Source organism: Aeromonas sp. 25-248 (genome assembly GCF_053005425.1).
In genome coordinates this window covers 1-25,787 of sequence record NZ_JBRKTB010000011.1, presented here as the reverse complement: position 1 = coordinate 25,787, position 25,787 = coordinate 1, and the positions used below count along the sequence as shown (strand labels likewise).

The following is a 25,787-nucleotide window of genomic DNA, read 5'->3' as shown; positions in this document are numbered from 1 at the left end:
GAAAGTCATTCGTAGAGGAAGGATTTGTCCAGCTGCTTGAAGGCGGCGTTGAGGGTATCGGCCAGCTCTTCGTAGCGGGGACGGGCCACCAGCTGACGTTGACCGCCCTGCTCGTTCATCTTGCCGTTTATCTCCCGATACCAGGTGGCGAGGGAGGGGGGCAGCCGGGTATCGGCGCGCTGGCCGAGCCAGTAGTAACCTTGCAGCGGCAGGCTGAGCAGGAAGAGCACGGACGCCATCACGGAGGGCCAGTAATGAAGCTCGCCAAACTGGAACTGCACCATGACGCTGAGCACCGCCAGTGCCGGGATCACCTTGAGGGCGAATTCGGTGGCCCTGATCACCCGATTCTCCGGGAACATGGAATTAAGCTCGGGACGGCGCGGCCAAAGAGTCATATAATGACGGCCTTGCTGTAATTTAGTTCCAAAAATGTTCATGCTCATGCTACCTCCGAGCTCTTTTCGAACGCATTAACGGCAAAACCTCGACAATATTTGAGAGGCAATAACAAAGGTTGAGGATGACTTTGTTATTTTTCAACAATCAGGTTATCCTTTGTACGCCCATTTTTACGCTGGGGCACGGCCACTGACCAGTCAGGGACGTCTGAATTTCGGGTCTTGTATCACTATACAAGGGGCAAGCAACAGATTGCCAACCCTCATAAGGATAAGTTGATAGTTTTTGGACGCACCGCGTCCGGCGCATCCTCCAACCCAACCCAATCTGCGATAGGATTTATTCATGAGTAAGCTGGTTCTTGTTCTTAACTGTGGCAGCTCGTCCCTGAAGTTTGCTGTCATTGACGCAACCACCGGTGATGACCTGCTGTCCGGCCTGGCCGAATGCTTCAACCTCGACGACGCCCGCATCAAGTGGAAGCTGAACGGCGAGAAAGGCAACGCTGATCTGGGTGCCGGTGCCGCTCACCAGGAAGCGCTGGACTTCATCGTTCACAAGATCCTGCCGCTCAACCCGGAACTGTCCAAGAACCTGATCGCCATCGGCCACCGCGTGGTACACGGCGGCGAGCGTTTCACCTCCTCCGTTCGCATCTGTGATGACGTCATTGCCGGCATCGAAGCCGCCATTCCTTACGCACCGCTGCACAACCCGGCTCACCTGATCGGTATCCGTGCCGCCCTGAAGGTCTTCCCGGAACTGGCCGAGAAGAACGTCGCCGTGTTCGACACCGCCTTCCACCAGACCATGCCGGAAGAAGCCTTCCTGTACGCCCTGCCGTACAAGCTCTACAAAGAGAACGGCATCCGTCGCTACGGCGCCCACGGCACCAGCCACTACTACATCAGCCTGGAAGCGGCCAAGCAGCTGAACAAGCCGGTGGAAGAGCTCAACATCATCAACTGCCACCTGGGCAACGGCGGCTCCGTCTGCGCCATCAAGAACGGCCAGTCCGTCGACACTTCCATGGGCCTGACCCCGCTGGAAGGCCTGGTGATGGGTACCCGTTCCGGTGACATCGATCCGGCCATCATCTTCTTCCTGCACGACAAGCTGGGCATGAGCGTTGCCGAAATCAACACCATGCTGACCAAGGAATCCGGCCTGCAGGGTCTGACCGAAGTCACCTCCGACTGCCGTTTCGTTGAAGACAACTACGACAGCAAGGAAGAAGCCAAGCGCGCCATGGACGTGTACTGCTACCGTCTGGCCAAGTACATCGGTGCCTACGCCGCCGCCATGGACGGTCGTCTGGATGCCGTGGTCTTCACCGGTGGCATCGGCGAGAACTCCGCCCCGATCCGTGAGATCACCCTGAACAAGCTGGGCCTGCTGGGCTTTGACGTCGACCACGACGCCAACCTGAAGGCTCGCTTCGGCAAGGGCGGCGAGATCACCAAGGCTGGTTCCACCAAGGCCCTGGTTATCCCGACCAACGAAGAGTGGGTCATCGCCCACGACGCGCTGGAACTGGTCGGCGCATAAATTAGCTGTAGAGCAAGGCCGCCCCAGGGCGGCCTTTTCCTGATCCCAAAAAATGAACAAGGGGTAATAAGTGGCACGCACTATTATGCTCATCCCGGTCGGCACTGGTGTCGGCGTAACCTCCGTGAGTCTTGGCGTCGTTCGCGCCATGGAACGTCACGGTGTCAATGTCAGCTTCTTCAAACCGGTCGCCCAGCCGCGTCCGGGTGAAACCGGTACCGAGCGCTCCACCGCCGTGATCCGCGCCGCTGCCAACATCAACCCGCCCGAGCCGTTCGCCCTCTCCTACGCCGAGAACATGATCACCTCCAGCAACACCGACATCCTGCTGGAAGAGATCGTGGCCCGCTTCGAAGAGCACGTGAAGACCAGCGGTGCCGAAGTGGTGGTGATCGAGGGCCTGGTTCCGACCGACAAGCAACCCTTTGCCAACAAGCTGAACTACGACGTCGCCAAGGCGCTGGACGCCGACATGGTGTTCGTGACCCATCCGGGCAACGACTCCAGCCAGAAGCTCAAAGAGCGCATCGAGCTGGCCTGCTCCAACTTCGGTGGCGTCAACAACCCGCGCATCGTGGGCTGCGTCATCAACAAGGTGGGTGCCCCGGTTGACGAGCACGGCGTGACCCGTCCCGACCTGACCGAGATGTTCGAAGCGCACCACCACGGCGCCGATACCGGCCACAACCTGGAAGTGTTGCAGGTCTTCGGCAAGAGCCCGCTGCGCATCCTCGGCTGCATCCCCTGGAACACCCAGCTGATCGCCCCGCGCGCCAAGGATCTCGCCAAGCACCTGGCCGCCAAGATCATCAACAAGGGTGAGCTGGAAAGCCGCCGCCTGCAGACCGTGACCTTCTGCGCCCGCTCCATCCACAACATGATCGAGCACTTCCGTCCAGGCAGCCTGCTGGTGACTTCCGGCGACCGCTCCGACGTCATCGTCTCCGCCTGCCTCTCCGCCATGAACGGCGTCAAGCTGGGTGCCTTGCTGCTGACCGGCAACTACCATCCGGAACCCCAGGTGATGGCCCTGTGCCAACAGGCCATGGCCACCGGTCTGCCGATCATGATCACCGGCACCAACACCTGGCAGACCGCCGTCAGCCTGCAGAACTTCAACGTCGACATCCCGGAAGATGACCGCGAGCGTATCGAGCTGGTGCAGGACTACGTTGCTGGTCACATCGACAAGCACTGGATCGAGTCTCTCTCCGCCAAGTCCACCCGCTCCCGTCGCCTGAGCCCGCCGGCCTTCCGCTATCAGCTGACCGAGCTGGCCCGTCAGGCCAACAAGCGCGTCGTGCTGCCGGAAGGGGAAGAGCCGCGCACCATCAAGGCGGCCGCCATCTGTGCCGAGCGCGGTATCGCCCGTCCGGTGCTGCTGGGCAACCCGGACGAGATCCGCCGCGTCGCTGAACAGCAGGGCGTGATCCTGACCGACCGCGTCGAGATCATCGATCCCGTTGCCGTACGCGAGCGTTATGTGGCCCGTCTGGTCGAGCTGCGCAAGAACAAGGGCATGACCGAAGTGGTTGCCCGCGAGCAGCTGGAAGACAACGTGGTACTGGGTACCATGATGCTGGAGCGCAACGAGGTCGACGGTCTGGTATCCGGTGCGGTGCACACCACTGCCAACACCATCCGTCCGCCGATGCAGATCATCAAGACCGCCCCGGGCTCTTCCCTGATCTCCTCCATCTTCTTCATGCTGCTGCCGGATCAGGTGCTGGTCTACGGTGACTGCGCCATCAACCCGGATCCCACCGCCGAGCAACTGGCCGAGATCGCCATCCAGTCCGCCGACTCCGCTGCCGCCTTCGGCATCGAGCCGCGCGTGGCCATGATCTCCTACTCCACCGGCACCTCCGGCGCCGGCGCGGATGTGGAGAAAGTGCGTGAAGCGACCGAGCTGGCCAAGGCCAAGCGTCCCGACCTCATCATCGACGGCCCGCTGCAGTACGATGCGGCCATCATGGAGAACGTCGCCAAGTCCAAGGCACCGAACTCCCCGGTTGCCGGCAAGGCCACCGTGTTCGTGTTCCCGGATCTGAACACCGGCAACACCACCTACAAGGCGGTACAGCGCTCCGCCGAGCTGGTCTCCATCGGCCCCATGCTGCAAGGCATGCGCAAGCCGGTCAACGACCTCTCCCGTGGCGCCCTGGTTGACGACATCGTCTACACCATCGCCCTGACCGGCATCCAGGCAGCCCAGGCCGAGTAATCGACCCGCAGTCCGATGCAATGAAAAACCCGCCGAGAGGCGGGTTTTTTTATGGCTCGCGCCCAGAAATGTTGATCCGCAAGATCAGATCGGGATCCCGTCCGGATCCACGGACAGATCCGCGTTCCGCCCTTGGCAAGGCTCGAGGGATAAGCAAACGCTCACACCCTCGCCAGGGGATTGCACAAATGCGATCCAGCCAGGATCAAATTGAAATATCCCTTTAAGATCATGCGACTAACGCCAGACACACCGCTAATCTACAGAGTTTTCCACAGCTTTTGTGGATAGTTTACCGATCATTTGAAAGAAAATGACAGGTGAAGACCCTCCCTTCCCCCTTCTCTTTCACCCCCTCGATAGCCCCCTGATGCTGTGGACTGCATCCCTACCGGCGCCCCCACTTGCCCGCAACGCTGCCAGACACGAAAAAGGGCTCCGAAGAGCCCTTGAACAGCAATTTTCTCATCCGGCCACATCAGGGACGCAGGGATTTGTCCGCCCGGGAGATGCCGCAGACACCGGAGCGCACCACTTCGATGATCTCGTTGGTCTGGGCAGCCGTCTTGATGAAGGCGTCCAGCTTTTCGCTGGTCCCGACGAGCTGCACCGTGTAGAGCTCGGGGGTGACGTCGACGATCTGGCCACGGAAGATGTCCGCCAGCCGCTTCAGTTCGTCACGGGCACCACCGGCGGCGCGCGCCTTGACCAGCGCGATCTCCCGCTCGATGTGCTCCCCTTCGCTGAGATCGCACACCTTGAGCACGTCCACCAGCTTGTGCAGCTGCTTCTGGATCTGCTCCAGTACCCGCTCATCCCCCATGGTGACGATGGTCATGCGGGACAGGGTGGGATCCTCGGTGGGGGCCACCGTCAGGGTCTCGATGTTGTAGCCGCGCTGGGAGAAGAGGCCCACCACCCGGCTCAGGGCGCCGGATTCGTTCTCCAGCAGAACGGAAATTATATGTCTCATCAGGTTCTCTCCGTCTTGCTCAGCCACATCTCGTCCATGGCACCAAATTTGATTTGCATCGGATAGACGTGCTCGTCCGGATCGACCGAGATGTCCATGAACACCAGTCTGTCCTTCATGGCAAAGGCCTTCTCCATGGCGCTCTCCAGTTCCGACGGATCGCTCACCGCGATGCCGACGTGGCCATAGGCTTCCGCCAGCTTGACGAAGTCAGGCAGGGATTCCATGTAGGAGTGGCTGTGGCGGCCACCGTAGAACATCTTCTGCCACTGCTTGACCATGCCCAGCGCACGGTTGTTGATGGAGATGATCTTGATGGGCACCCCGTACTGCATGCAGGTGGAGAGCTCCTGGATGTTCATCTGCACCGAGCCGTCGCCGGTGACGCAGCAGACCACGGCTTCCGGGTTGGCAAACTGGGCCCCCATGGCGGCGGGAATGCCAAAGCCCATGGTGCCGAGGCCGCCGGAGTTGATCCACTGGCGCGGTTTGGCAAACGGGTAGTAGAGGGCGGCAAACATCTGATGCTGGCCCACGTCGGAGGCGACGAACGCCTCCCCCTTGGTCACCTTGTAGAGAGTCTCGATGACCTGCTGCGGCTTGATCAGGGTGGGATGGGTTTCGTAGGCCAGGCAGTTGCGGGAGCGCCACTGGTTGATCTGCTCCCACCAGTCCGCCAGCGCCTGCTTGTCGTTGTCGAAACCACACTCGCGGATCACTTCCAGCATCTGTTCCAGCACGGTTTCCACCGAGCCGACGATGGGCACATGGGCCTGTACCGTCTTGGAGATGGAGGTGGGGTCGATGTCGATGTGGACTATGGTAGCGTTGGGGCAGAACTTGGCTACGTTGTTGGTCACGCGATCATCGAAGCGGGCACCCACTGCGAAGATGAGATCCGCGTTGTGCATGCTCTTGTTCGCTTCGAAGGTACCGTGCATCCCCAACATACCGATAAACTGCGGATGGGTGCCGGAGAAGGCGCCCAGCCCCATGAGCGTGGTAGTCACCGGCAGGTTCAGCAGCTCCGCCAGCTTGGTCACCAGGTGATCCGCATTGGCGTTGATGGCGCCGCCACCCACGTACATGACCGGGCGGCTCGCCTCGGTCAGCAGCTTGGCAGCCCGCTTGATCTGGCCCTTGTGTCCGGCCTTGGTCGGATTGTAGGAGCGCAGGGAAACGGACTCGGGATACTGATAGGGGAACTTCTCTTTCGGATTCTGCACGTCTTTGGGCAGATCCACCACCACGGGCCCCGGGCGGCCACTGGCGGCAATGTAATAGGCCTTCTTGATGGCCTCGGGAATGTCGCTGGCTTTCTTGCACAGGAAGCTGTGCTTCACCACCGGGCGGGAGATGCCGATCATGTCGGTCTCCTGGAACGCATCCTCCCCGATCATGCTGGTCGGCACCTGGCCGGACAGGATCACCAGGGGAATGGAATCCATGTAGGCGGTGGCGATCCCCGTGATGCAGTTGGTGGCGCCGGGACCCGAGGTCACCAGCACAGTGCCCACCTTGCCGGTGGAGCGGGCGTAACCGTCCGCCATGTGCACTGCGGCCTGCTCATGCCGCACCAGGACATGCTCCATCTTGCCGTTTTCGAAGAGAGCGTCATAGATGTCGAGCACTGAGCCACCAGGGTAGCCGAAAACGTGTTCCACTCCCTGATCTTCCAGCGCTCTAACCACCATCTGGGCGCCTGATAACATCTCCATGATAAAGCCCTCCAGGCTTTGCTCCGTTAAGCGAAAGCTATCGACAGTCCGCTGCTTCCCGGCAGCGCCGATCCGAGTCTTGTTGTTGTCTGCAGGCAGATCAGGCGAGTTCGGAGCCGTCGATAGTAGAAAAATAGGGGTTTTCCATCATTCACCCGAAAAGCGGGTGAAAAACCAACTTAACCCGCCCGTGAACGCTTGTCCACGGCTTTGTCTGGCCATAACAGTCATAAATTTCAAACAGCTATTAACATTCAGTGACTTGGCCACCAGACGGGCAACAAAGAGGGGCCCTGGGGGGAACAACCAGCGGATCATGCTGCCCGCGTCGGTGAGGAACAAAATAAACGGCCCACCCCGAGGGGGTGGGCCGTCAAAAACTGGCTGGTTTCACTGCTCGTCTTCGGGTTCTGCCAGCCAGATCTGCTGATCCGGATCCGTCTCTTCGCAGACCGAAATGCTGACACCCATGTCGAGCAGCTCATGCAGGGTGAGATTGTCTGCCAGAGTCATGGTGTCGCCGTTTTCATTGGTAAAGCGCATGGTGTCCGTCCTCTCCGTGGTGGGATCGACTCAGTTTAGTCAAAGGCGCTGAGTTGGGATAACCAGGGACGCTCCTGGCCGGTACGGCTGGCAAGCTCCCCCAGGCTGTCACACACCTCCTCCGGAAAGAGAGTCCTGCCCCAGAGGCGGCGGGAGAGCGCCCCCACCTCCTCCCCGGCACCGGCCAGCAACCAGTCGGCCAGCTCTCCTGCCACATCGGGATAGCGTACTCTGCCAGGAGAAGGGGCCTCCAGCCAGCTTCGCACCGCATTGGCATCCAGGCTGTCCATCAACTGGGCCAGCCCCATCAGCTCCAGGGTCCTGCCGTTGGTCAACTGCTCGAACTGGCCACCCAGGGGTTTGACCAGCAGCTTCTTGCCAAGGGAGAGCGCCTCGGAGGCAAGCTCGAATCCCGCATTGCTGATGACCCCGCGACAACCGGCCAGCGCCAGCTTGAACCCCTCTCTGGCCTGAGGTTCAAAGCGGATGTTGCGCCACTCGCTGAGCTTGCGCACCTCGGGATGGAAGCAGATGAACGACTGCGGGCTGAAACGCGACAACAGGGCCGCGATCGTCTCTGTCTGCTCGAATGGCAGATAGACCAGGATCTGCTGGTTGTCCGGCACCGGCTCGAGGGGATCGACGATGGGAGGCAGCAAGGGCTGGCCGAAATGGAACCAGTGCAGTCCCAGGGACTGGCGTACCGGCGCAAAATGGCGCATCAGCTGGCGGTTGAAGCCGCTCTCCCCCCAGCGCGGGATCGGCCAGTCGAAGCTCGCCTGATGGCTGATGGTGAGGCTGGGTTTGCCCCAGCGGCGAGCAGCATGGGCACTGAGCGGCTCGAAGTCGCTGATGACCAGATCGTACTCGCGACAATCGAGGGCACGCAGATCTTGCCAGAAACGCAGGGGAGAGAGTCCCTTGAGGGTGCGCCAGCCCGAGATTCGCCCCTGATGGCTGGCGAAAGTGATACCGGGGAAGGTGCGATAATCCCCGAACTCCCCCATCTCGAAGTAGCCGTCGGCGGCGCGCCCGCTGAACAGATAGTCCACCGCCACGCCCCTGCTCTTCAATGCGCGCGCCAGGGTCCGGCTACGACTGATGTGGCCGTTGCCGGTCCCCTGAACGCCGAACAGTATCCTCATCCCTGGCTCCAACCCAGCGCCCAGAGGGCGCAACCACCGCCAAGCAGCGCCCCGGCCACCAGATCGCTCAGATAATGCACCCCGAGCAGCAGGCGGGACGCCCCCACCAGCGCGGCCCAGACAAACAGCAGCGGTGCCCAGAGCGGGAAACTGGCGGCCAGTACGGTCGCCATCAGAAAGGCGGCCGCGGTATGGCCCGAGGGCAGGCTGTAACGATCCGACGGGGTGATGAAGACAGGCAGCCCTGCCGGGCGCTGGCGTTTGAGGGCATTCTTGAGCAGCAGGTAGAGCGGCAACTCGAGGGCAAACGCCCAGAGCGCCACCCTGACCGCCTCCTGCCCGGCGCTCCCCTGCCACCAGAGCAGGCAGGCCGCCACGGCATAGAGGGGGCCGTCACCGGTACGGGAGACAAGCCGGCTTATCCTGGCCTGCGGCTGATTGTAGGGGTGGAGCAGGCAGACACGGCACACCCGCAGGTCCCATTGCTGGATCTTGTTCATCACGGCCCTCCCTTGCATCCTGAGTGCAGACTAGGAGGGCGGCATGACACTTCGTTGACGCCCAGATAACAGATTGATGAAAAAAAGGGCCCAGGGGCCCTTTTTCATCCGTCATCCCGAAAAAGTCAGTTCAGGGCACCGCGCAGGCCGTTTTCCATCAGGCGGCAGTTGTGGGCCGCGAGGCGGCTCATGAAGTGCTCGTCCACCGTCAGACCAAACACCTGTTCGTAGAGATCCTTCATCACGAAAGGCTGCCACATCATGCTGAGGAAAGAGATCTTCAGCATCTCGGGGTCCAGGTTGTCCGCCAGCTGGCCGTTGGAGCGCATGGATTCGAGCAGGGCATCGAACTGGGGAAGTTGGCGATCCAGCAGGCGGCTCAGCACAAAATCACGCCCCGGGCTCTTTTCGGTGGACAATGCGCTGGAGATGGCGGAGGTCAGCTCGCTGTTGGGCGCCATCACCTGATAGTAGGTGTTGAGCAGATCGGTCAGGCTGCGGTTGCTGCTCTCGTCGTGCCAGGCTTGCTCAAGGGGCTCGGCCACATCCCCCAGCACCGCCTTGTAGAGGCCTTCCTTGCTGCCGAAGTAGTAGTGGATCATCGCCAGATTGGAGCCTGCCAGCTCGGCAATCTCGCGGGTCGTCACCTTGCTGTAGGGGGTGTTGAGAAAACGTTCGCGTGCGGCGGCAAGCAGCTTGTCACGAATGTCGGAACGTCCGACTGGACGGCCAGGTCTGCGTTTTTCCATGGAATACCTCAGATAATTCAGCAAGGGCTGATAAGTCGATCTGATTGTGCGGGTGATCGAGTACAGCAGGAATGACCAGATAATCAGGCATGAACCGAATATGGGACAAGAGAATTTGCACTCCTTTACAATCCGATTAAATAAACCAGTGGATTGAACCTGTCCATTCCGGTTGACACAGCATAAAAATCTCGTTATTGGTAGTAGCGTTATCGACTGGAAGGATTGAGACATCATGCGTATTGCCGCTCCGCTACTACTGCTCTCCCTAATCGCGACTCCTCGCGCGGGATCCTTGTAGCCGGGCTAAGGCATAGCCGGAATTTACAGAAACCCGTGCACCCCGCACGGGTTTTTTTATGCCATGCAGGATGCACGCAGCGAACTTAGGAAGAGGGAAGTCACATGTCAGATCGGGTCATCATATTCGACACCACCTTGCGTGATGGTGAGCAGGCGCTGTCGGCCAGCTTGACGGTCAAGGAGAAGCTGCAGATCGCCCAGGCGCTGGAGCGGCTCGGTGTCGATATCATGGAAGTGGGTTTCCCCGTCTCCTCCCCCGGCGATTTTCAATCGGTTCAGACCATCGCCCGCCACATCAAGAACAGCCGGGTCTGCGCCCTGGCTCGCGCCCTGCAAAAAGATATCGATGCCGCTGGCGAAGCCTTGAAAGTGGCAGAGGCGTTTCGCATCCACACCTTCATCTCCACCTCCTCCATCCACGTGGAGAGCAAGCTGAAAAAGAGCTTCGAAGACGTGCTGGAGATGGGGGTCGGCGCCATCAAGCACGCCTTGCGGTACACCGATGACGTGGAGTTCTCCTGCGAAGATGCGGGCCGCACCCCGATAGACAACCTGTGCCGCATGGTGGAAGCCGCCATCAAGGCCGGCGCCCGCACCATCAACATTCCTGACACCGTGGGCTACACGGTGCCGACCGAATTCTCCGGCATCATCCACACCCTGTTCAACCGGGTACCCAACATCGACAAGGCCATCATCTCGGTGCACTGCCACGACGATCTGGGCCTCTCGGTGGCCAACTCCATCAGTGCCGTGCAGATGGGGGCCCGCCAGATCGAGTGCACCATCAACGGCATCGGCGAGCGTGCTGGCAACTGCTCCCTGGAAGAAGTCGCGATGATCCTGAAGACCCGCGCCGACCTGCTCGGAGTACACACCAACATTCGCCACAGCGAGATCCACCGCACCAGCACCCTCGTCAGTCAAATCTGCAACATGCCGGTGCAGCCCAACAAGGCCATCGTCGGCGCCAATGCCTTCTCCCACAGCTCAGGCATCCACCAGGACGGGGTGCTCAAGGCGAAGAATACCTATGAAATCATCACCCCCGAGAGCATCGGTCTCACCCAGAACAACCTCAACATGACCTCCCGCTCCGGCCGCCACGTCATCAAGCACCGGATGGAGTCCATGGGCTACGCCGAGAGCAGCTACGATCTCGACGATCTCTACGCCAAGTTCCTCACCCTGGCCGACAAGAAGGGCCAGGTGTTCGACTACGACCTGGAGGCCCTCGCCTTCTTCAGCCAGATCCACGAGGAGCCTGAGCACTTCAAGCTGGAGTACCTCGGCGTGCAGAGCGGCAGCTCGGTGCTCGCCACCGCCTCGGTCAAGCTCAAGGTAGGCCAGGATCTGGTGTGCGAGGCCGCCACCGGCAACGGCCCGGTCGATGCGGTCTACCAGTGCATCAACCGCATCACCGGCTACGAGATCCGCATCGACAAATACGAACTCAAGGGCAAGGGCGAGGGCAAGAACGCCCTCGGCCAGGTGGACATCGTCGCCGAATACAAGGGGCGCAAGTTCCACGGCATGGGGCTGGCCACCGACATCATCGAATCCTCGGCCCAGGCCCTGGTCCACGTGATCAACAGCATCTGGCGCGCGGATCAGGTGGCCGAGCAGATGGAGCGCAACAACCCCATCAAATCGGAAACCGTCTGAGCCCGCCGCGGACAAGATGACAGCATGACATGGGGAGACCGGGGCCAGGGCAGTGGCCCGGACCGGCCTCCCGGATGAAACGGAATCACACTATCAAGACGGAGAGAGTATGAGCAGTTATCGGATCGCAGTATTGCCGGGTGACGGCATTGGCCCGGAAGTGATGGCAGAGGCCATCAAGGTACTGGAAAAGGTGCAGACCAAATTCGGCTTCTCCCTCGACTATGACCGTCACGACGTCGGCGGCATCGCCATCGACAACCACGGCACACCGCTGCCCCAGAGCACGATCAAAGGCTGCGAAGCGGCCGATGCGGTGCTGTTCGGATCGGTAGGTGGCCCCAAGTGGGAACACCTGCCGCCCAACGACCAGCCGGAACGCGGTGCCCTGCTGCCCCTGCGTGCCCACTTCAAACTGTTCTGCAACCTGCGCCCGGCCCGCATCTACACCGGTCTGGAGCAGTTCTCCCCGCTGCGTGCCGACATCTCGGATCGCGGTTTTGACATTGCCTGCGTGCGCGAGCTGACCGGCGGCATCTATTTCGGCCAGCCCAAGGGGCGTGAAGGGGAAGGCGCCACCGAGAAGGCCTTCGACACCGAGGTGTACCACCGCTTCGAGATCGAGCGCATCGCCAAGATAGCGTTTGAATCGGCCCGAGTGCGCAAGGCCAGGGTCACCTCCATCGACAAGGCCAACGTGCTCGCCTCCTCCATCCTGTGGCGCGAGGTGGTGACCGAGGTCGCCAAGTCCTACCCGGATGTGGCCCTGAACCACATGTACATCGACAACGCCACCATGCAGCTCATCAAGGATCCGTCCCAGTTCGACGTGCTGCTCTGCTCCAACCTGTTCGGTGACATCCTCTCCGACGAGTGCGCCATGATCACTGGCTCCATGGGCCTGCTCCCCTCCGCCAGCCTCAACGAATCCGGCTTCGGTCTGTTCGAGCCGGCCGGTGGCTCGGCCCCGGATATCGCCGGCAAGGGGATTGCGAATCCCATCGCCCAGATCCTCTCCGCCGCCCTGATGCTGCGTTACAGTCTCGGCCAGGAAGCCGCCGCCCAGGCCATAGAGCAGGCCGTGGCCCAGACCCTGGCAGAAGGCTATTTCACCGCCGACCTGCATCAGGCCAGCGCCACACACCCGGTGCAGAGCACGGCCGACATGGGCAGCCAGATCGCCGCGCGCATCTGATCCCACGGCATCGATAACAAGGAAACCGAGCAATGTCCAAGACCCTCTATCAGAAAGTGTTCGACGCCCACGTGGTGCGGGAAGTGGAAGGGGAAACACCTCTCATCTACATCGACCGTCATCTGGTGCATGAAGTGACCAGCCCCCAGGCATTCGACGGCCTGCGCGCCATGAACCGCCAGCTGCGTCGCCCGGATCTGACCTGGGCCACCATGGATCACAACGTCTCCACTACCACCAAGGACATCGCCGCCTCCGGTGAGATGGCCCGCATCCAGATGGAGACGCTCGCCGCCAACTGCAAGGCGTTCGGGGTTCGTCTCTATGACTTGAACCACAAATACCAGGGCATCGTCCACGTGATGGGCCCCGAGCTCGGCATCACATTGCCCGGCACCACCATCGTCTGCGGTGACTCCCACACCGCCACCCACGGCGCCTTCGGCTCGCTCGCATTCGGTATCGGCACCTCCGAAGTGGAACACGTGATGGCCACCCAGACCCTGAAACAGGGCCGCGCCAGGACCATGCGTATCTCTGTCAACGGCAAGCTGGCCGCAGGCATCAGCGCCAAAGACGTGGTGCTCGCCATCATCGGCAAGGTGGGTCATGCAGGCGGGACCGGCTACGTGGTGGAGTTCGCCGGTGAAGCCATCGAGGGGCTCACCATGGAAGGGCGCATGACGGTGTGCAACATGGCCATCGAGCTCGGCGCCAAAGCGGGCATGATTGCCCCCGACCAGACCACCATCGACTACATCCGTGGCAAGGAGTTCGCTCCCAAGGGGGAGGCGCTGGAACAGGCCATCGCCTACTGGCTGACCCTCAAGAGCGACGAAGGTGCCCACTTCGACGCCGAAGTGGTGCTCGACGCCGCCGACATCGCCCCGCAAGTGACCTGGGGCACCAACCCGGGCCAGGTGATCGCCGTCAATGAGCCCATCCCGGCACCGGAATCCTTCGCCGATCCGGTGGAGCAGCAGTCCGCCCGCAAGGCCCTCGCCTACATGGACCTGCAACCGGGTCAGAAGCTCTCCGACGTGGCCATCGACAAGGTGTTCATCGGTTCGTGCACCAACAGCCGCATCGAGGATCTGCGCGCTGCCGCCGCCATCGCCCGCGGTCGCAAGGTCGCCGCAGGGGTACAGGCCCTGGTGGTGCCGGGCTCCGAGCAGGTGAAGGCCCAGGCCGAGGCCGAGGGGCTGGACAAGATCTTCATCGAGGCAGGCTTTGAGTGGCGCTTGCCCGGCTGCTCCATGTGTCTGGCCATGAACAACGACCGGCTGCAACCGGGGGAGCGCTGCGCCTCCACCAGCAACCGCAACTTCGAGGGGCGTCAGGGTCGTGCCGGTCGCACCCACCTGGTGAGCCCGGCCATGGCCGCCGCCGCCGCCGTCACCGGCCGCTTCGCCGACATTCGCGCACTGTAAGAGGGAACGTACATGACAGGTTTCAAACAGCATAAAGGGATCGTCGTTCCCCTCGACAGCGCCAACGTCGACACCGACGCCATCATTCCCAAGCAGTTCCTGCAGAAAGTGAACCGCATCGGCTTTGGCAAGCACCTGTTCCACGACTGGCGCTTCCTGGACGATGCAGGGGAGCAGCCCAACCCGGAGTTCGTGCTGAACAAGCCGCAATTCGCCGGTGCCAGCATCCTGCTGGCCCGCGAGAACTTCGGCTGCGGCTCGAGTCGCGAGCACGCCCCCTGGGCGCTGGCGGACTACGGCTTCAAGACCCTGATCGCCCCGAGCTTTGCCGACATCTTCTACGGCAACGCCATCAACAACGGCATGGTGCCGGTTCGTCTGAAGGAGGAGGAGGTCGACGCCCTGTTCCAGCTGGTCGCCGCCCAGCCGGGCATCGAGATCGAAGTGGATCTGGAGGCCAACCAGGTGCGTGCAGGCAGCCTCACGTTTGGCTTCGAAATCGACGAGTTCCGTCGCTACTGTCTGCTCAACGGGCTGGATGCCATCGGTCTGACCCTGCAGCACGAGGCCGCCATCAGCGCCTTCGAGGCGAAGCAGCCAAGCTGGATTTGACGAGCCTGCGACAAGAAAGCGAGTAGAATCAACAGGGAGCCGAGGCTCCCTGTTTTATTGTCGGGTCGCTGTACAAAACCCGCCACCTCTGCATGTCCGACAGGAGACACCTATGTCCGCAAGGGGCGCCCTTTCATTGCTCTGCCTGCTGCTCAGCCTCCCGGCCCTGGGCGGGCAGACCTCTTTCACCAACAGTGGCGGTCAGCTCAACGTCGGCTGGCAGGACAAAGAGGGCAAGGCGCAGCAGCTCAGCTACCGGCTGGAGGCGGGCAAGCTGCCCCCTCTCATCGCTTACCGTCCGGCCAGGATGCAGGAAGACGTACTGCAAAGCTTGCTGCAACAGGCCCCCCTGGCGTTCCCCGAGGTGCAGTTCTCCCTCGTTCGCCCCGCCATGAGCCTCAGCATCAAGAGCCGCAACGCCGACAAGGCGCGGGAAGCCTCCCAATGGGTCAAGCCCGAGCAGGCCAAACTGGAGGCCGCCTGGCTCACGCAGCACTACTTCCAGCCCTTCACTGCCCCCGACGGCGCTCCCGCCATCAAGCAGGATCATGTGCGCATCGCCCTGGAGAGCCGGGACGAACTGGCCCCGTTGATGGAGCAGCTCAAGCAGGAAGGGGCCACCGAGACCGAGGCGCGCCAGAAGACGGTGGCCCACATGCTCGACTTCATCCAGGCCATCCCCTATCAACTGCTCGACAGCCAGTCGGGCCGCTCTGGCAAGGGGTTTCTGAGCCCGCGCCAGGTGCTGGAGCAGAACCGGGGGGATTGCGACAGCAAGGTGACCCTGATGGCCGCCCTGCTGGCCCAGGGGTATCCCGATCTCAAGCAGGCCATGGTGTTCGTGCCGGGACATGCCCTGCTGGGGGTGGCCCTGCCAGCCAAACCGGGGGAGGCCACCTTGAGCCGGGCGGGGGAGACCTACCTCCTGATGGAGCCGACCGGCCCGGCCCAGCTGCCCATGGGCCAGCTCGCGCCCACCAGCAAGACGCTGGTCGACAGCGGCCAGTTGAGCGTGCAACCGGTGCAGGATGAGGGGAAATGAGACAGGCCAGCCCATGGCTGGCCTGTCTCGAGGAGGACGGGCGCCCGGGTCTCAGGTGAGGGAGAGAAACTCCAGCGCCAGCAGGAGACCGTCTTCTTCCTCCAGCACCCGCACGATGCGAGCCTGGGCCTCGAAGGGAGGCAGAAGATTGCTGCTGGTCGCCAGGCTCACCCGGATGGGCTGGGCCAGATCGAACGCGTGCTTGTTCACCTCGACGCCCATGCCGTTGGCGCTGAGATCCCGGCAGATCCCCTCCAGCACCTGCTGATGCTGGAACAGGGTGACGGGGGCATTGATGACCATGCGCTGGAAGGCACGTCTTTCCTTGGTGCTGGTGATCACTGGGGACTTCCTCCTTGGTGGTGGCTCGCACGATGCGGCCCGTGAAACATAGTGCTGGCCTCCCCCCAGGAACGCCAATACAATGCGATGCGTTACTCAAACGGGGTGCGGTTTACCGCTGAGATTATACCCGTGAACCTGATCCAGATAATGCTGGCGGAGGAATTTGAGGCATGGCGCGCGTTTTTTGTGCCCTCATCCGCCGGCGCTCACCACACGCGAGGTGCCATTGATGAGCACCCCGACACCCACAGGAGTGCCATTGATGAAGACCCTGCTGCTGATCGCCACCAGCCTGCTCTCTGCCCAGGCGTTTGCCGCCGACACCCTCACCGTCTACACCTACGGCTCCTTCGCCGCCGAATGGGGGCCGGGCCCCAAGATCAAGCAGGCCTTCGAGAAGGAGTGCGGCTGCACCCTCAATCTGGTGCCCCTCGAGGATGGCGTCGCCATCCTCAACCGGCTGCGGCTGGAAGGCCAGCACAGCAAGGCCGACATGGTGCTGGGGCTGGACGATGCCCTCATCAGCGAGGCCAAACAGAGCGGCCTGTTCGCCCCTCATTCCACCAGGCTCGATGGCCTCAAGGTACCGGGTGGCTGGCAAGACGACACCTTTGTCCCCTATGACTACGGCTACTTCGCCTTCGTCTATGACAGCAACAAGCTCAAGCAGCCCCCCAAGAGCCTGAAGGAGCTGGTGGCTCGCCCCGATATCAAGGTGATCTATCAGGATCCCCGCACCTCCACCCCGGGTCAGGGGCTGATGCTCTGGATGAAGTCGGTCTACGGGGATGAGGCACCGACCGCCTGGGCGCAACTGGCCAAAAAGACGGTCACCGTCACCAAGGGGTGGTCAGAGGCCTACGGCATGTTCCTCGACGGCGAGGCGGACATGGTGCTCTCCTACACCACCTCCCCCGCCTATCACCTGATTGCCGAGAGCAAACCCCAGTACCGGGCGGCCGCGTTCGAGGAGGGTCACTACCGCCAGGTGGAAGTAGCAGCCAAGCTCAAGGGCGCCACACAGGGCAAACTGGCTGACCAGTTCCTGCAATTCATGGTGAGCCCCGCCTTCCAGAACGAGATCCCCGGCGGCAACTGGATGTATCCGGTGACAAACGTGGCGCTGCCCAAGGGGTTCGAACAGATGATCACCGTAGCTAAGCCACTCACCTTCAGCTCTGACGAGGTAGCCGCCAACCGCAAGGGGTGGATCCGCGAATGGCTGCAAGCCGTCACCCAGTGAGTTCAGGTCGTCGCACCCTCTGGTGGCTGCCCGGCAGTGCAGCCACCCTGGTCATCCTGCTGCTCTCCATTGGGCCGCTGGTCGCCCTGTTGTGGCAGGCGGGGGCCCTCTCCCCCCGCGCCCTGCTAGGCGATCCCTACCTGCGCCACGTGCTGGGTTTCAGCCTCTGGCAGGCACTGCTCTCCACCCTGCTGAGCCTGGGGCTTGCCATCCCGGTGGCCAGAGCCCTGGCGCGACGCCGTTTCACCGGACGCCGCCTGCTGCTCAAGCTGTTCGGTCTCTCCCTGGTGTTGCCGGTCATCATCGCCATCTTCGGCATGGTGGCGGTGCACGGTCGTCAGGGCTGGCTGCCGCAACTGCTGCACGGCCTGGGCCTGGATCCCGGCAACTATCTCTACGGCCTGTTCGGCATCCTGCTGGCCCATGTCTTCTTCAACATGCCGCTGGCCGCCCGCCTCATCCTGCAGAGCATAGAGAGCATCCCCGAGTCCTCCTGGCGCCTCGCCAGCCAGCTCGGCATGCGCTCCTCCCACATCTTCCGGCTGCTGGAGTGGCCGCTCATCCGCAGCATCTTGCCGGGGCTCGCCAGCCTCATCTTCATGCTCTGCTTCACCAGCTTCACCACAGTGCTGGCGCTCGGGGGCGGCCCCAAGTCCACCACACTGGAGGTGGCTGTCTACCAGGCGCTGCGCTTTGACTTCGATCTCGCCACCGCTGGCGGGCTCGCCCTGGTGCAACTGCTGCTGACCCTGGCCCTGCTCCTGCTGCAACACAAGCTGCAGACCACCCCGGCCAGTCGCCTCACCAGCCGTCGCCCCTGCCTGCGTCCCGACAGACACCAGAAGGGCAGCGCGCTGGTGGATGGACTGGCCCTGACCATGGGGCTCGCCATCTTCCTGCCGCCCCTGCTGGCCATCGTGGTCGCCGGGTTCAACCCCGGTCTGCTGGCGGCGCTCGGCTCACCCCGGCTGTGGCAGGCAGGGGGGCAGTCCCTGGGCATAGCCCTGGCGGCGGGCTCCCTGGCCACTTTGCTCGGCGCCGGGCTGCTGCTCACCAGCCGACATCTGAGGGTGCGGGATCGCAAACGGCGGGCCGCCGCCCTGTGGGAGGCCAGCGGCTCCATGATCCTGATGATCCCGGCGGTGGTGCTCTCCACCGGCCTCTTCATCCTGTTCATGCCTTTCACCGACGTCTTTGCCCTGGGCCCCTGGCTGGTGGTGCTGGTCAACGCCCTGATGGCGCTGCCCTATGTGCTGCGCACCCTCTCGGCCCCCATGCAACTGGTGGTGCGCCAGTACGATAGGCTGGCGGACAGCCTGGGGGTGCGCGGCCTGCATCGCCTGCGCCTGGTGGAGTGGCCCCTGCTGCGCCGTCCGCTGGCCCTGGCCATGGCGCTCTCGATGATATTGTCCCTAGGGGATCTCGGGGCCATCGCCATGTTCGGCAGCCAGACCCTCACTACCCTGCCCTGGCTGCTCTATCAGCAGCTCGGCAGCTACCGGCTGACCGAGGCGGCCGCCACCGCCCTGCTGCTGCTCACCCTCTGCTTCTCCCTGTTCTGGCTGGTGGAGCGGGGACTGGGAGGCAGGCATGTGGATCACTGATCCCCGGCGGCATTGCCGCCACCCCGCCCCCAGGATCCGGCTGGGCACGTCCCTGGGGCGCCCCTTGGGGCAGTCACTCACGCTGCCTTTCATCAATTTTTCTTACTTGTTGTTCTATAAAACGACATTCAGGAGCCAAACATGCTGGTAATTGAGGAACTGGTCACCAGTTATCCCGACTGGCAGGTGACCTTCAGTGCGACCTTGCCCAAAGGGGAGATCACCGCCCTCATCGGTCCGAGCGGCGCCGGCAAGTCCACCCTGCTCGGCATGATCGCGGGCTTCGTGCCGGTGGAGTCGGGCACCCTCACCTTCGACGGCCAGGATCTGCTGTCACTGGGCCCCGCCGAGCGCCCGGTCACCACCCTGTTCCAGGATCACAACCTCTTCCTGCACCTGTCGGTGTTCGACAACATCGCCATCGGCCTGCATCCCGGCCTGCGCTTGAATCCGGCCCAAAAAAGGCTGGTGCAGGAGGCCGCTGACAAGGTGGGCCTGGGGGAGATGCTGACGCGCCTGCCGGAGCAGCTCTCCGGCGGCCAGCAGCAGCGGGTGGGGCTGGCCCGCGCCCTGGTGCGGGGCAGGCCGCTGCTGCTGCTGGACGAGCCCTTCTCGGCCCTCGATCCGGCCCTGCGGCGGGAGATGCTGGCGGAGGTCGCCCGCCTCGCCTGCGAGCAGGGCATCACCGTGCTGATGGTCTCTCACAACCCCGAGGATGCCCAGCTCATCGCCGATCAGGTGCTCTTCATCGACGCGGGACGCATCGCCTTGCAGGGCAAGCCGGATATCCTGCACAGCAGCGATCACCCCGGGCTGCTGCGCTACCTGGGCCGCGCTCTGGCGCCACAGTGAAGGGCTGACAAGCTGATGGTCTCTCCCTGTCGTTCCCAGGACGATGCCCAGCTCATCGCCGATCAGGTGCTCTTCATCGACACGGGACCCATCGCCTTGCAGGGCAAGCCGGATATCCTGCACAGCAGCGATCACCCCGGGCTGCTGCGCTACCTGGGCCGACCGAGAGAGGCATGAGATAGGCTGGATCAAAAAAGGGGAAGCCGTCCGGCTTCCCCTTTCTCATTCAGAGGTCACGTCAAATCAGAGATTTTCCTCGGCGAACGAAGCCAGCCGGCTGCGCACCACCCCGTTCAGGAAGATGTTGGCACTGCCGTCGAAGTCCTTGAACCGCTCGACGATGTAGGTCAGACCCGAGGTCACCGGGCTCAGGTAGTTGGAGTCTATTTGAGCCAGGTTGCCGGAGCAGACGATCTTGGTCCCCTCCCCGCAGCGGGTGATGATGGTCTTGATCTGGGAGGCGGTCAGGTTCTGGCACTCATCCAGCAGCACGAAGGTGTTCTGGATGCTGCGCCCGCGCATGAAGTTGACCGATTTGAACTGGATGTTGGCCTTCTCCATGATGTAGCTGAGGGACCCGCTCATGTTCTCGTCCTGCTTGTGCAGCACCTCCAGGGTGTCGGTGACCGCCGCCAGCCAGGGCATCATCTTCTCTTCTTCGGTGCCGGGCAGGAAGCCGATGCTCTCGGCGATTTCCGGGGTATTGCGGGTGACGATCACCTTCTCGTAGATCCCCTTCTCGATCACCAGCTCCAGCGCCGCCGCCATGGCGAGCAGGGTCTTGCCGCAGCCCGCCGGGCCGGTCAGGATCACCAGGTCGATGTGCGGATCCAGCAGGGCATCCAACGCCATGCCCTGATAGACGTTCTTGGGATGCACCCCCCAGGCCTTGCGGGACATCAGCCGCTCGCGGCCGAGATCTTTCAGGCGGATCTTGTTGCCGTCGTGGCTCAGCACCCGCGCGGCAAAGAAGTTCTCCTCGTCCAGCAGGTACTGGTTGACGTGGACTCCCTCCAGCAGGTTGGCATCGATGACGTGGACCGTATCGCGGCCATGGGTTTCGCTGTCGCACTCACCGACCCGCTCCCAGAAGCTGCCGGGCACCACCTGGAAGCCCTTGGCGAGCAGGCGGATGTCGTCGATGAGCTGGTCGCTGCGGTAATCCTCCACATGGGCAAGACCTGCTCCCTTGGCCTTGAGGCGCATGTTGATGTCTTTGGTGACCAGCACCACCTGACGCTTCATCTCGTGCTTTTGCAGGTAGAGGGCGGCGTTGATGATGCGGTTGTCCGCCTCCTTGTCGGTGAACACCTCGGCATCCTGGGGCAGATGGTGGTCGCTGAAGATGGAGATATGGCCGCTCGCCTCGCCGGCCAGCGCCACTCCTTGCACTATCTGCTCCGGAGTCGCATCGCGGAACACATCTTCCAGGGCACGGATGGCGATGCGGGCATCACGGCTGACGTCCTTCTGGCGATCCTTGATGTTGTCGAGCTCTTCGAGCACCGTCATGGGGATGAGCACGTCGTGCTCTTTGAAGGAGTAGATGGCGAGGGGTTCGTGAAGCAGAACGTTGGTATCCAGGATAAACAGCTTTCGGTCCGTGTTGTCCATAAGCATCCTCCTTGGCACTGAAGGTGCCACGTGTGTGAATCTCAGATGTCATTGAAACCACACGGCCGTGACAGTTTTATTACCCCCAACGCTACGCCCGAATTTACCGGTGCGCAACAAATCGCTGCCATCATGGGCGTCGTTCGAACATAAAATCAGCAACGAAAAGGCCGGCATGTCGCCGGCCTTTGGTGGCAATCAGCCCCTCAACCGCACTTGGAATCCCCGCAGTTGAGACAGGTCATGCAGCCATCCTTTTGCACCAGCGCCTTGGTGTGGCACTTGTAGCAGAGCGCGGCACTGGGTGGGAAACCGCTGCCCGCCGGCTGCTCTTCTGCCTGTTGCTGTGCCTGCAATTGCGCCTGCTTCTCGGCCAGGAACGCCTGCTGGTGCTCGTCCAGCCCGGGCACCTTGAGCATGCCGATCTCGGTGAGATGGGTTTCGATCACGTTGCCAATTTCGGCGATGAGCGAAGGCACGTACTTGCCCTTGTTCCAGTAGCCCCCCTTGGGATCGAACACGGAGCGCAACTCCTCCACCAGAAAGGTGACGTCCCCTCCCTTGCGAAACACCGCCGAGATGATGCGGGTCAGCGCCACTATCCACTGATAGTGCTCCAGGCTCTTGGAGTTGATGAAAATCTCGAACGGGCGCCGGGTCTCGTGCACCGTGCCCTCGTTGAGAATGATGTCGTTGATGGTGATGAACAGCGAGTGCTCGGAGACGTGCTCCGGCGTCTTCAGCTTGTAGGTGGTGCCCATCAACCGTTCCGGGCGCAGCACGGTTTCATGCATGTGCACCACGTCATCCTGGGGCGTCGGCGCATCTTGCGGCTCATCCCGGGTTTTTACCTTGTAGGCGACGATTTTTCTGTCGATCTTCTTGACCATGTCTCGTCCTCAGAACTTGCCGTAATAGCCTTCTTTCAAGGCGTCATAGAGGTTGGCGGCGGTGTGCAGCTCGCCATCGTATTCGATCTCCTCGTTCCCCTTCGCCGTGATGACGGTGCCATCTTCCAGGGTAAACTCGTAACTGGTGTTCTCCAGATCCTTCTCCTTCACCAGCACGCCCTGGAAGGCGGCCGGGTTGAAGCGGAAGGTGGTACAGCCCTTGAGGCCGGAGTCCGAGGCATAGAGGTAGATATCCTTGAACTGCTCGAACGGAAAATCGGTCGGCACGTTGGCGGTCTTGGAGATGGAGGAGTCGATCCAGCGCTGGGCCGCCGCCTGGATCTCCACGTGCCCGGTCGGCGTGACGTCGTCCGCGGTGATGAAGTAATCCGGCAGGCGGCTACCCTCCTCCTCGGCATAGGGCATGGCGGCCGGGTTCACCAGCTCGCGATAGGCCAGCAGCTCGAAGGAGTAGACATCCACGCTCTCCTTGCTCTTCTTGCCCGGCTTGATGACATTGCGGCTGTAGTGGTGGGCAAAGCTCGGCTCGATGCCGTTGCTGGCGTTGTTGGCGAGCGACAGGGAGATGGTACCGGTCGGCGCTATGCTGCTGTGATGGGTGAAGCGTCCACCCACCTCAGCCAGCTCGGCCACCAGAGCGGGATCCACCTCGGCCACCTGCTGCATGTAGCGGCTGTAGCGGGCATGCAACACCTTGCCCTTCACCTTGTCGCCGAGCTTGATGCCATCTGCCGCCATTTCGGGGCGCAGACGCAGCATCTTGCCGGTGACTTCGAACTCCTGCTCCATGATGGGGGCCGGCCCCTTCTCCTTCGCCAGACGCAGAGACTCCTGCCAGCCGGTCATCGCCAGCTCCTGGGAGACCTGTTCGGTGAAGGCGACGGAGGCCGCAGAGCCGTACTTGATGCGCAGCATGGTGAGGGTCGAGCCCAGCCCCAGGAAGCCCATGCCGTGGCGACGCTTGGCGGTAATCTCCTCGCGCTGCTTGGCCAGCGGCAGCTGGTTTATCTCCACCACGTTGTCGAGCATACGGGTGAAGATGGCCACCACCTTGCGAAACGCGGGCCAGTCGAAGGCGGCCTGCTCGGTGAAGGGATCGCGCACGAAGGTGGTCAGGTTGACCGAGCCCAGCAGACAGGCCCCATAGGGCGGCAGAGGCTGTTCACCGCAGGGGTTGGTGGCACGGATCTCTTCGCAGAACCAGTTGTTGTTCATCTGGTTCACCTTGTCGATCAGGATGAAACCGGGCTCCGCATAGTCGTAGGTAGAGGTCATGATGACGTTCCACAGCTTGCGCGCGGGCAGGGTCTTGTAGACCTTGCAGGCCACCTGGCCCAGCTCGTTGATCACCACCCCCTCCTTGTTGGGCCAGTCCGCCCAGACCACCCTCGCTGGGTCATCCAGCGCGATGCCATCCTGCTCCACCTCCTTGGCGGTGTAGGGGAAGATCAGTTGCCAGGGGGCATCCTCCTTCACCGCACTGACGAACTCTTCGGTGATGAGCAGGGAGAGGTTGAATTGACGCAGGCGACCATCCTCCCGCTTGGCCTGGATGAACTCGACGACATCGGGGTGACGGATATCCATGGTGCCCATCTGGGCGCCGCGACGGCCACCGGCAGAGGAGACGGTAAAACACATCTTGTCGTAGATATCCATGAAGGAGAGCGGCCCGGAGGTATAGGCCCCCGCTCCCGAGACGAAGGCCCCGCGCGGTCGCAGGGTCGAGAAGTCGTAACCGATGCCGCAACCTGCCTTCAGGGTCAGCCCCGCCTCGTGCACCTTGCCGAGGATATCGTCCATCGAATCCTCGATGGTGCCGGAGACGGTGCAGTTGATGGTGGAGGTCGCCGGCTTGTGCTCAAACGCCCCGGCGTTGGAGGTGATACGGCCCGCCGGAATGGCACCATTGCGCAGGGCCCACAGGAAGGGTTCATACCAGGTGTCGGGTTCGCGCTCCTGCGCAGCCAGCGCGCGAGCGACACGCTGGTAGGTCTCGTCGATGGTTCCGTCGATGGGGGCGCCATCCTTGCTCTTGAGACGATACTTGCTGTCCCAGATCTCGAGAGACGTCTCCTGCAGAGGGATCTGGCGGCTGGCGGTGACGCCCTCCAGTACCGGAATGGATTTAGCCATGGTCAATCAACCTCCTGTGAATGGGACAATATCGTGACAAGAATACTACCAGTAGTAAATTTAAGAACTTAAAACACAATATATTGTGATTTATCCGTCGTAAGGGCGCCGATTTTATCCTAAAAAAATGCCCCGGCCAGCAGATTTCTGGGCCAGGGCATTTAACCGGTTCAATTTCCGAGAGATTTAAAGCGAGAGACTATCTCAGGGTTTCTTGACGTATACGCTCGGTGTCTCACCCGCCATATTCAGATAGAACTCATAGACGCCATCCGCCTCGGGCGAGAACTTCATGTCCTCATACTTGGAGCACGGGTTGACTGGTACAGGTTCCCCGCCGAGCACGGCAACGCCATCGCTCGGGCTCTTGTAACCGAAGTTGGTGCCACAACTCCAGCCGGAGTCGGCAAACTTGAACTTGTAAGGAGCCCACTCTTTCTTGAGCGTCCCCTTGGCCATGTAGAGCTTGTCGGCAACCTTGACGGCCTTGCTTTCGTCGGTGGCCATCCAGTCGTTCATCTCACCACGCAGGTAGATGGACTTGCCGCCGAAGTCACTGTTGTCCGCCGCTGCCTGCTCTGCACCACCATTGGATGCGCAACCGCCTAATACCAGGGTTCCCGCCGCCAGCATCATCGTTACTGTTCTTTTGAACATGTGTCCATTCCTCAAATTATTGTGATTCCTTGGTCCATCGATGTGGACCCGGGAATTAAACCAGAGCAGGCATGACAAGAAAGGTAGAAGCATCACATTCTGTGCTTTTTATATCCAGAATGCAGGCTTTCGAATAGATATTGAACAGATACAGGCCGCAAACAAGTCGATATTGGCTGGGATGATGAATGCGAGTATCAGAAAACACGGCGGGAAACAGCACCATAGTGCCCGTTTGCCCTCCAGTGAGGGCTGAATTTCAGGCAATAAAAAACCCCGCTCGAGTGAGCGGGGTTTCATGTATTGGGTGCCTGGCAGTGTCCTACTCTCGCATGGCGAATGCCACACTACCATCGGCGCTACAGCGTTTCACTTC

General features: G+C 61.7%; 23 protein-coding genes and 1 riboswitch. Of the genes, 11 read left to right on the top strand and 12 right to left on the bottom strand.

Annotation, left to right across the window (positions count from 1 at the left end):
* Nucleotides 1–5: 5 nt before the first annotated feature.
* Entirely contained in the window at nt 6–446 is a 441-nt protein-coding gene (gene yfbV, locus ACVDHI_RS15105) for a terminus macrodomain insulation protein YfbV (protein ID WP_039040944.1), read from the bottom strand.
* Between the two features lie 301 nt (nt 447–747).
* Here yfbV and ACVDHI_RS15100 point away from each other — a divergent pair, with 301 nt between their 5' ends.
* Together ACVDHI_RS15100 and pta are read left to right on the top strand one after the other, a co-directional pair.
* On the top strand, nt 748–1,950 hold the full coding sequence (locus tag ACVDHI_RS15100; RefSeq protein WP_010673162.1) for an acetate kinase: 1,203 nt from the start codon (nt 748–750) through the stop codon (nt 1,948–1,950).
* 70 nt (nt 1,951–2,020) lie between these two features.
* A complete protein-coding gene (pta, locus tag ACVDHI_RS15095; RefSeq protein WP_041211116.1) occupies nt 2,021–4,174 on the top strand; it encodes a phosphate acetyltransferase in 2,154 nt (717 codons plus the stop codon).
* A gap of 478 nt (nt 4,175–4,652) precedes the next feature.
* Here pta and ilvN read toward each other — a convergent pair whose 3' ends face one another.
* From ilvN to ACVDHI_RS15065, 6 genes are all read right to left on the bottom strand, one after another.
* Entirely contained in the window at nt 4,653–5,147 is a 495-nt protein-coding gene (gene ilvN / locus ACVDHI_RS15090) for an acetolactate synthase small subunit (protein WP_010673160.1), read from the bottom strand.
* A complete protein-coding gene (locus tag ACVDHI_RS15085) occupies nt 5,147–6,865 on the bottom strand; it encodes an acetolactate synthase 3 large subunit (protein WP_182935841.1) in 1,719 nt (572 codons plus the stop codon). Before ACVDHI_RS15085 ends, ilvN begins: the two co-directional genes overlap by 1 nt.
* Nucleotides 6,866–7,255: 390 nt before the next feature.
* Complete coding sequence (locus ACVDHI_RS15080; RefSeq protein ID WP_010673158.1) at nt 7,256–7,408, bottom strand: hypothetical protein; 153 nt, start codon at nt 7,406–7,408, stop codon at nt 7,256–7,258.
* 35 nt (nt 7,409–7,443) lie between these two features.
* Nucleotides 7,444–8,553: an MJ1255/VC2487 family glycosyltransferase gene (locus tag ACVDHI_RS15075; RefSeq protein ID WP_324062718.1), complete on the bottom strand. Its 1,110-nt coding sequence runs from the start codon at nt 8,551–8,553 to the stop codon at nt 7,444–7,446.
* Nucleotides 8,550–9,053 (bottom strand): phosphatase PAP2 family protein, encoded by a 504-nt coding sequence (locus ACVDHI_RS15070; RefSeq protein WP_039041177.1) that lies wholly within the window; start codon nt 9,051–9,053, stop codon nt 8,550–8,552. The genes ACVDHI_RS15075 and ACVDHI_RS15070 overlap by 4 nt, the downstream gene beginning before the upstream one ends.
* A 125-nt stretch (nt 9,054–9,178) precedes the next feature.
* The gene (locus ACVDHI_RS15065; protein WP_010673155.1) at nt 9,179–9,802 is read right to left on the bottom strand and encodes a TetR/AcrR family transcriptional regulator; all 624 of its coding nucleotides are present in this window, start codon (nt 9,800–9,802) and stop codon (nt 9,179–9,181) included.
* A 405-nt stretch (nt 9,803–10,207) separates the two neighbouring features.
* Here ACVDHI_RS15065 and leuA point away from each other — a divergent pair, with 405 nt between their 5' ends.
* The 5 genes from leuA to ACVDHI_RS15040 all read left to right on the top strand — a co-directional run bounded on the left by leuA (nt 10,208) and on the right by ACVDHI_RS15040 (nt 16,049).
* The gene (gene leuA / locus ACVDHI_RS15060; RefSeq protein ID WP_103260766.1) at nt 10,208–11,770 is read left to right on the top strand and encodes a 2-isopropylmalate synthase; all 1,563 of its coding nucleotides are present in this window, start codon (nt 10,208–10,210) and stop codon (nt 11,768–11,770) included.
* 109 nt (nt 11,771–11,879) lie between these two features.
* Nucleotides 11,880–12,965, top strand: a complete 1,086-nt coding sequence (gene leuB, locus ACVDHI_RS15055; protein WP_041211114.1) for a 3-isopropylmalate dehydrogenase — start codon at nt 11,880–11,882, stop codon at nt 12,963–12,965.
* A gap of 32 nt (nt 12,966–12,997) precedes the next feature.
* A complete protein-coding gene (gene leuC / locus ACVDHI_RS15050) occupies nt 12,998–14,395 on the top strand; it encodes a 3-isopropylmalate dehydratase large subunit (protein ID WP_041211113.1) in 1,398 nt (465 codons plus the stop codon).
* A 12-nt stretch (nt 14,396–14,407) separates the two neighbouring features.
* Entirely contained in the window at nt 14,408–15,007 is a 600-nt protein-coding gene (leuD, locus tag ACVDHI_RS15045; protein WP_219603987.1) for a 3-isopropylmalate dehydratase small subunit, read from the top strand.
* 112 nt (nt 15,008–15,119) lie between these two features.
* A complete protein-coding gene (locus ACVDHI_RS15040) occupies nt 15,120–16,049 on the top strand; it encodes a hypothetical protein (RefSeq protein WP_103261504.1) in 930 nt (309 codons plus the stop codon).
* 51 nt (nt 16,050–16,100) lie between these two features.
* Here ACVDHI_RS15040 and ACVDHI_RS15035 read toward each other — a convergent pair whose 3' ends face one another.
* Nucleotides 16,101–16,391 (bottom strand): PilZ domain-containing protein, encoded by a 291-nt coding sequence (locus ACVDHI_RS15035; protein WP_103857803.1) that lies wholly within the window; start codon nt 16,389–16,391, stop codon nt 16,101–16,103.
* 91 nt (nt 16,392–16,482) lie between these two features.
* Nucleotides 16,483–16,573: riboswitch (TPP riboswitch) on the top strand.
* 83 nt (nt 16,574–16,656) lie between these two features.
* On the opposite strand from ACVDHI_RS15035, the gene thiB reads away from it, so the two are divergent.
* The 4 genes from thiB to ACVDHI_RS15015 all read left to right on the top strand — a co-directional run bounded on the left by thiB (nt 16,657) and on the right by ACVDHI_RS15015 (nt 20,270).
* The gene (gene thiB / locus ACVDHI_RS15030; RefSeq protein ID WP_253585495.1) at nt 16,657–17,637 is read left to right on the top strand and encodes a thiamine ABC transporter substrate binding subunit; all 981 of its coding nucleotides are present in this window, start codon (nt 16,657–16,659) and stop codon (nt 17,635–17,637) included.
* Nucleotides 17,613–19,241, top strand: a complete 1,629-nt coding sequence (gene thiP, locus ACVDHI_RS15025; protein ID WP_319893479.1) for a thiamine/thiamine pyrophosphate ABC transporter permease — start codon at nt 17,613–17,615, stop codon at nt 19,239–19,241. The genes thiB and thiP overlap by 25 nt, the downstream gene beginning before the upstream one ends.
* 141 nt (nt 19,242–19,382) lie before the next feature.
* Nucleotides 19,383–20,093 carry a thiamine ABC transporter ATP-binding protein gene (gene thiQ / locus ACVDHI_RS15020; protein ID WP_039041185.1) on the top strand — a complete coding sequence of 237 codons (711 nt, stop codon included), beginning with the start codon at nt 19,383–19,385 and terminating at the stop codon, nt 20,091–20,093.
* A gap of 15 nt (nt 20,094–20,108) precedes the next feature.
* Nucleotides 20,109–20,270, top strand: a complete 162-nt coding sequence (locus ACVDHI_RS15015; RefSeq protein WP_447212233.1) for a hypothetical protein — start codon at nt 20,109–20,111, stop codon at nt 20,268–20,270.
* A 66-nt stretch (nt 20,271–20,336) separates the two neighbouring features.
* Here ACVDHI_RS15015 and ACVDHI_RS15010 read toward each other — a convergent pair whose 3' ends face one another.
* The 4 genes from ACVDHI_RS15010 to ACVDHI_RS14995 all read right to left on the bottom strand — a co-directional run bounded on the left by ACVDHI_RS15010 (nt 20,337) and on the right by ACVDHI_RS14995 (nt 25,411).
* Entirely contained in the window at nt 20,337–21,707 is a 1,371-nt protein-coding gene (locus ACVDHI_RS15010) for a PhoH family protein (protein ID WP_041214576.1), read from the bottom strand.
* A gap of 206 nt (nt 21,708–21,913) precedes the next feature.
* A complete protein-coding gene (locus ACVDHI_RS15005; protein WP_010673144.1) occupies nt 21,914–22,597 on the bottom strand; it encodes a TSCPD domain-containing protein in 684 nt (227 codons plus the stop codon).
* Nucleotides 22,598–22,606: 9 nt separating this feature from the next.
* Entirely contained in the window at nt 22,607–24,754 is a 2,148-nt protein-coding gene (locus ACVDHI_RS15000; RefSeq protein ID WP_447212232.1) for an adenosylcobalamin-dependent ribonucleoside-diphosphate reductase, read from the bottom strand.
* A 204-nt stretch (nt 24,755–24,958) separates the two neighbouring features.
* Nucleotides 24,959–25,411: a pullulanase gene (locus ACVDHI_RS14995; RefSeq protein WP_324063701.1), complete on the bottom strand. Its 453-nt coding sequence runs from the start codon at nt 25,409–25,411 to the stop codon at nt 24,959–24,961.
* Between the last annotated feature and the right edge of the window lie 376 nt (nt 25,412–25,787).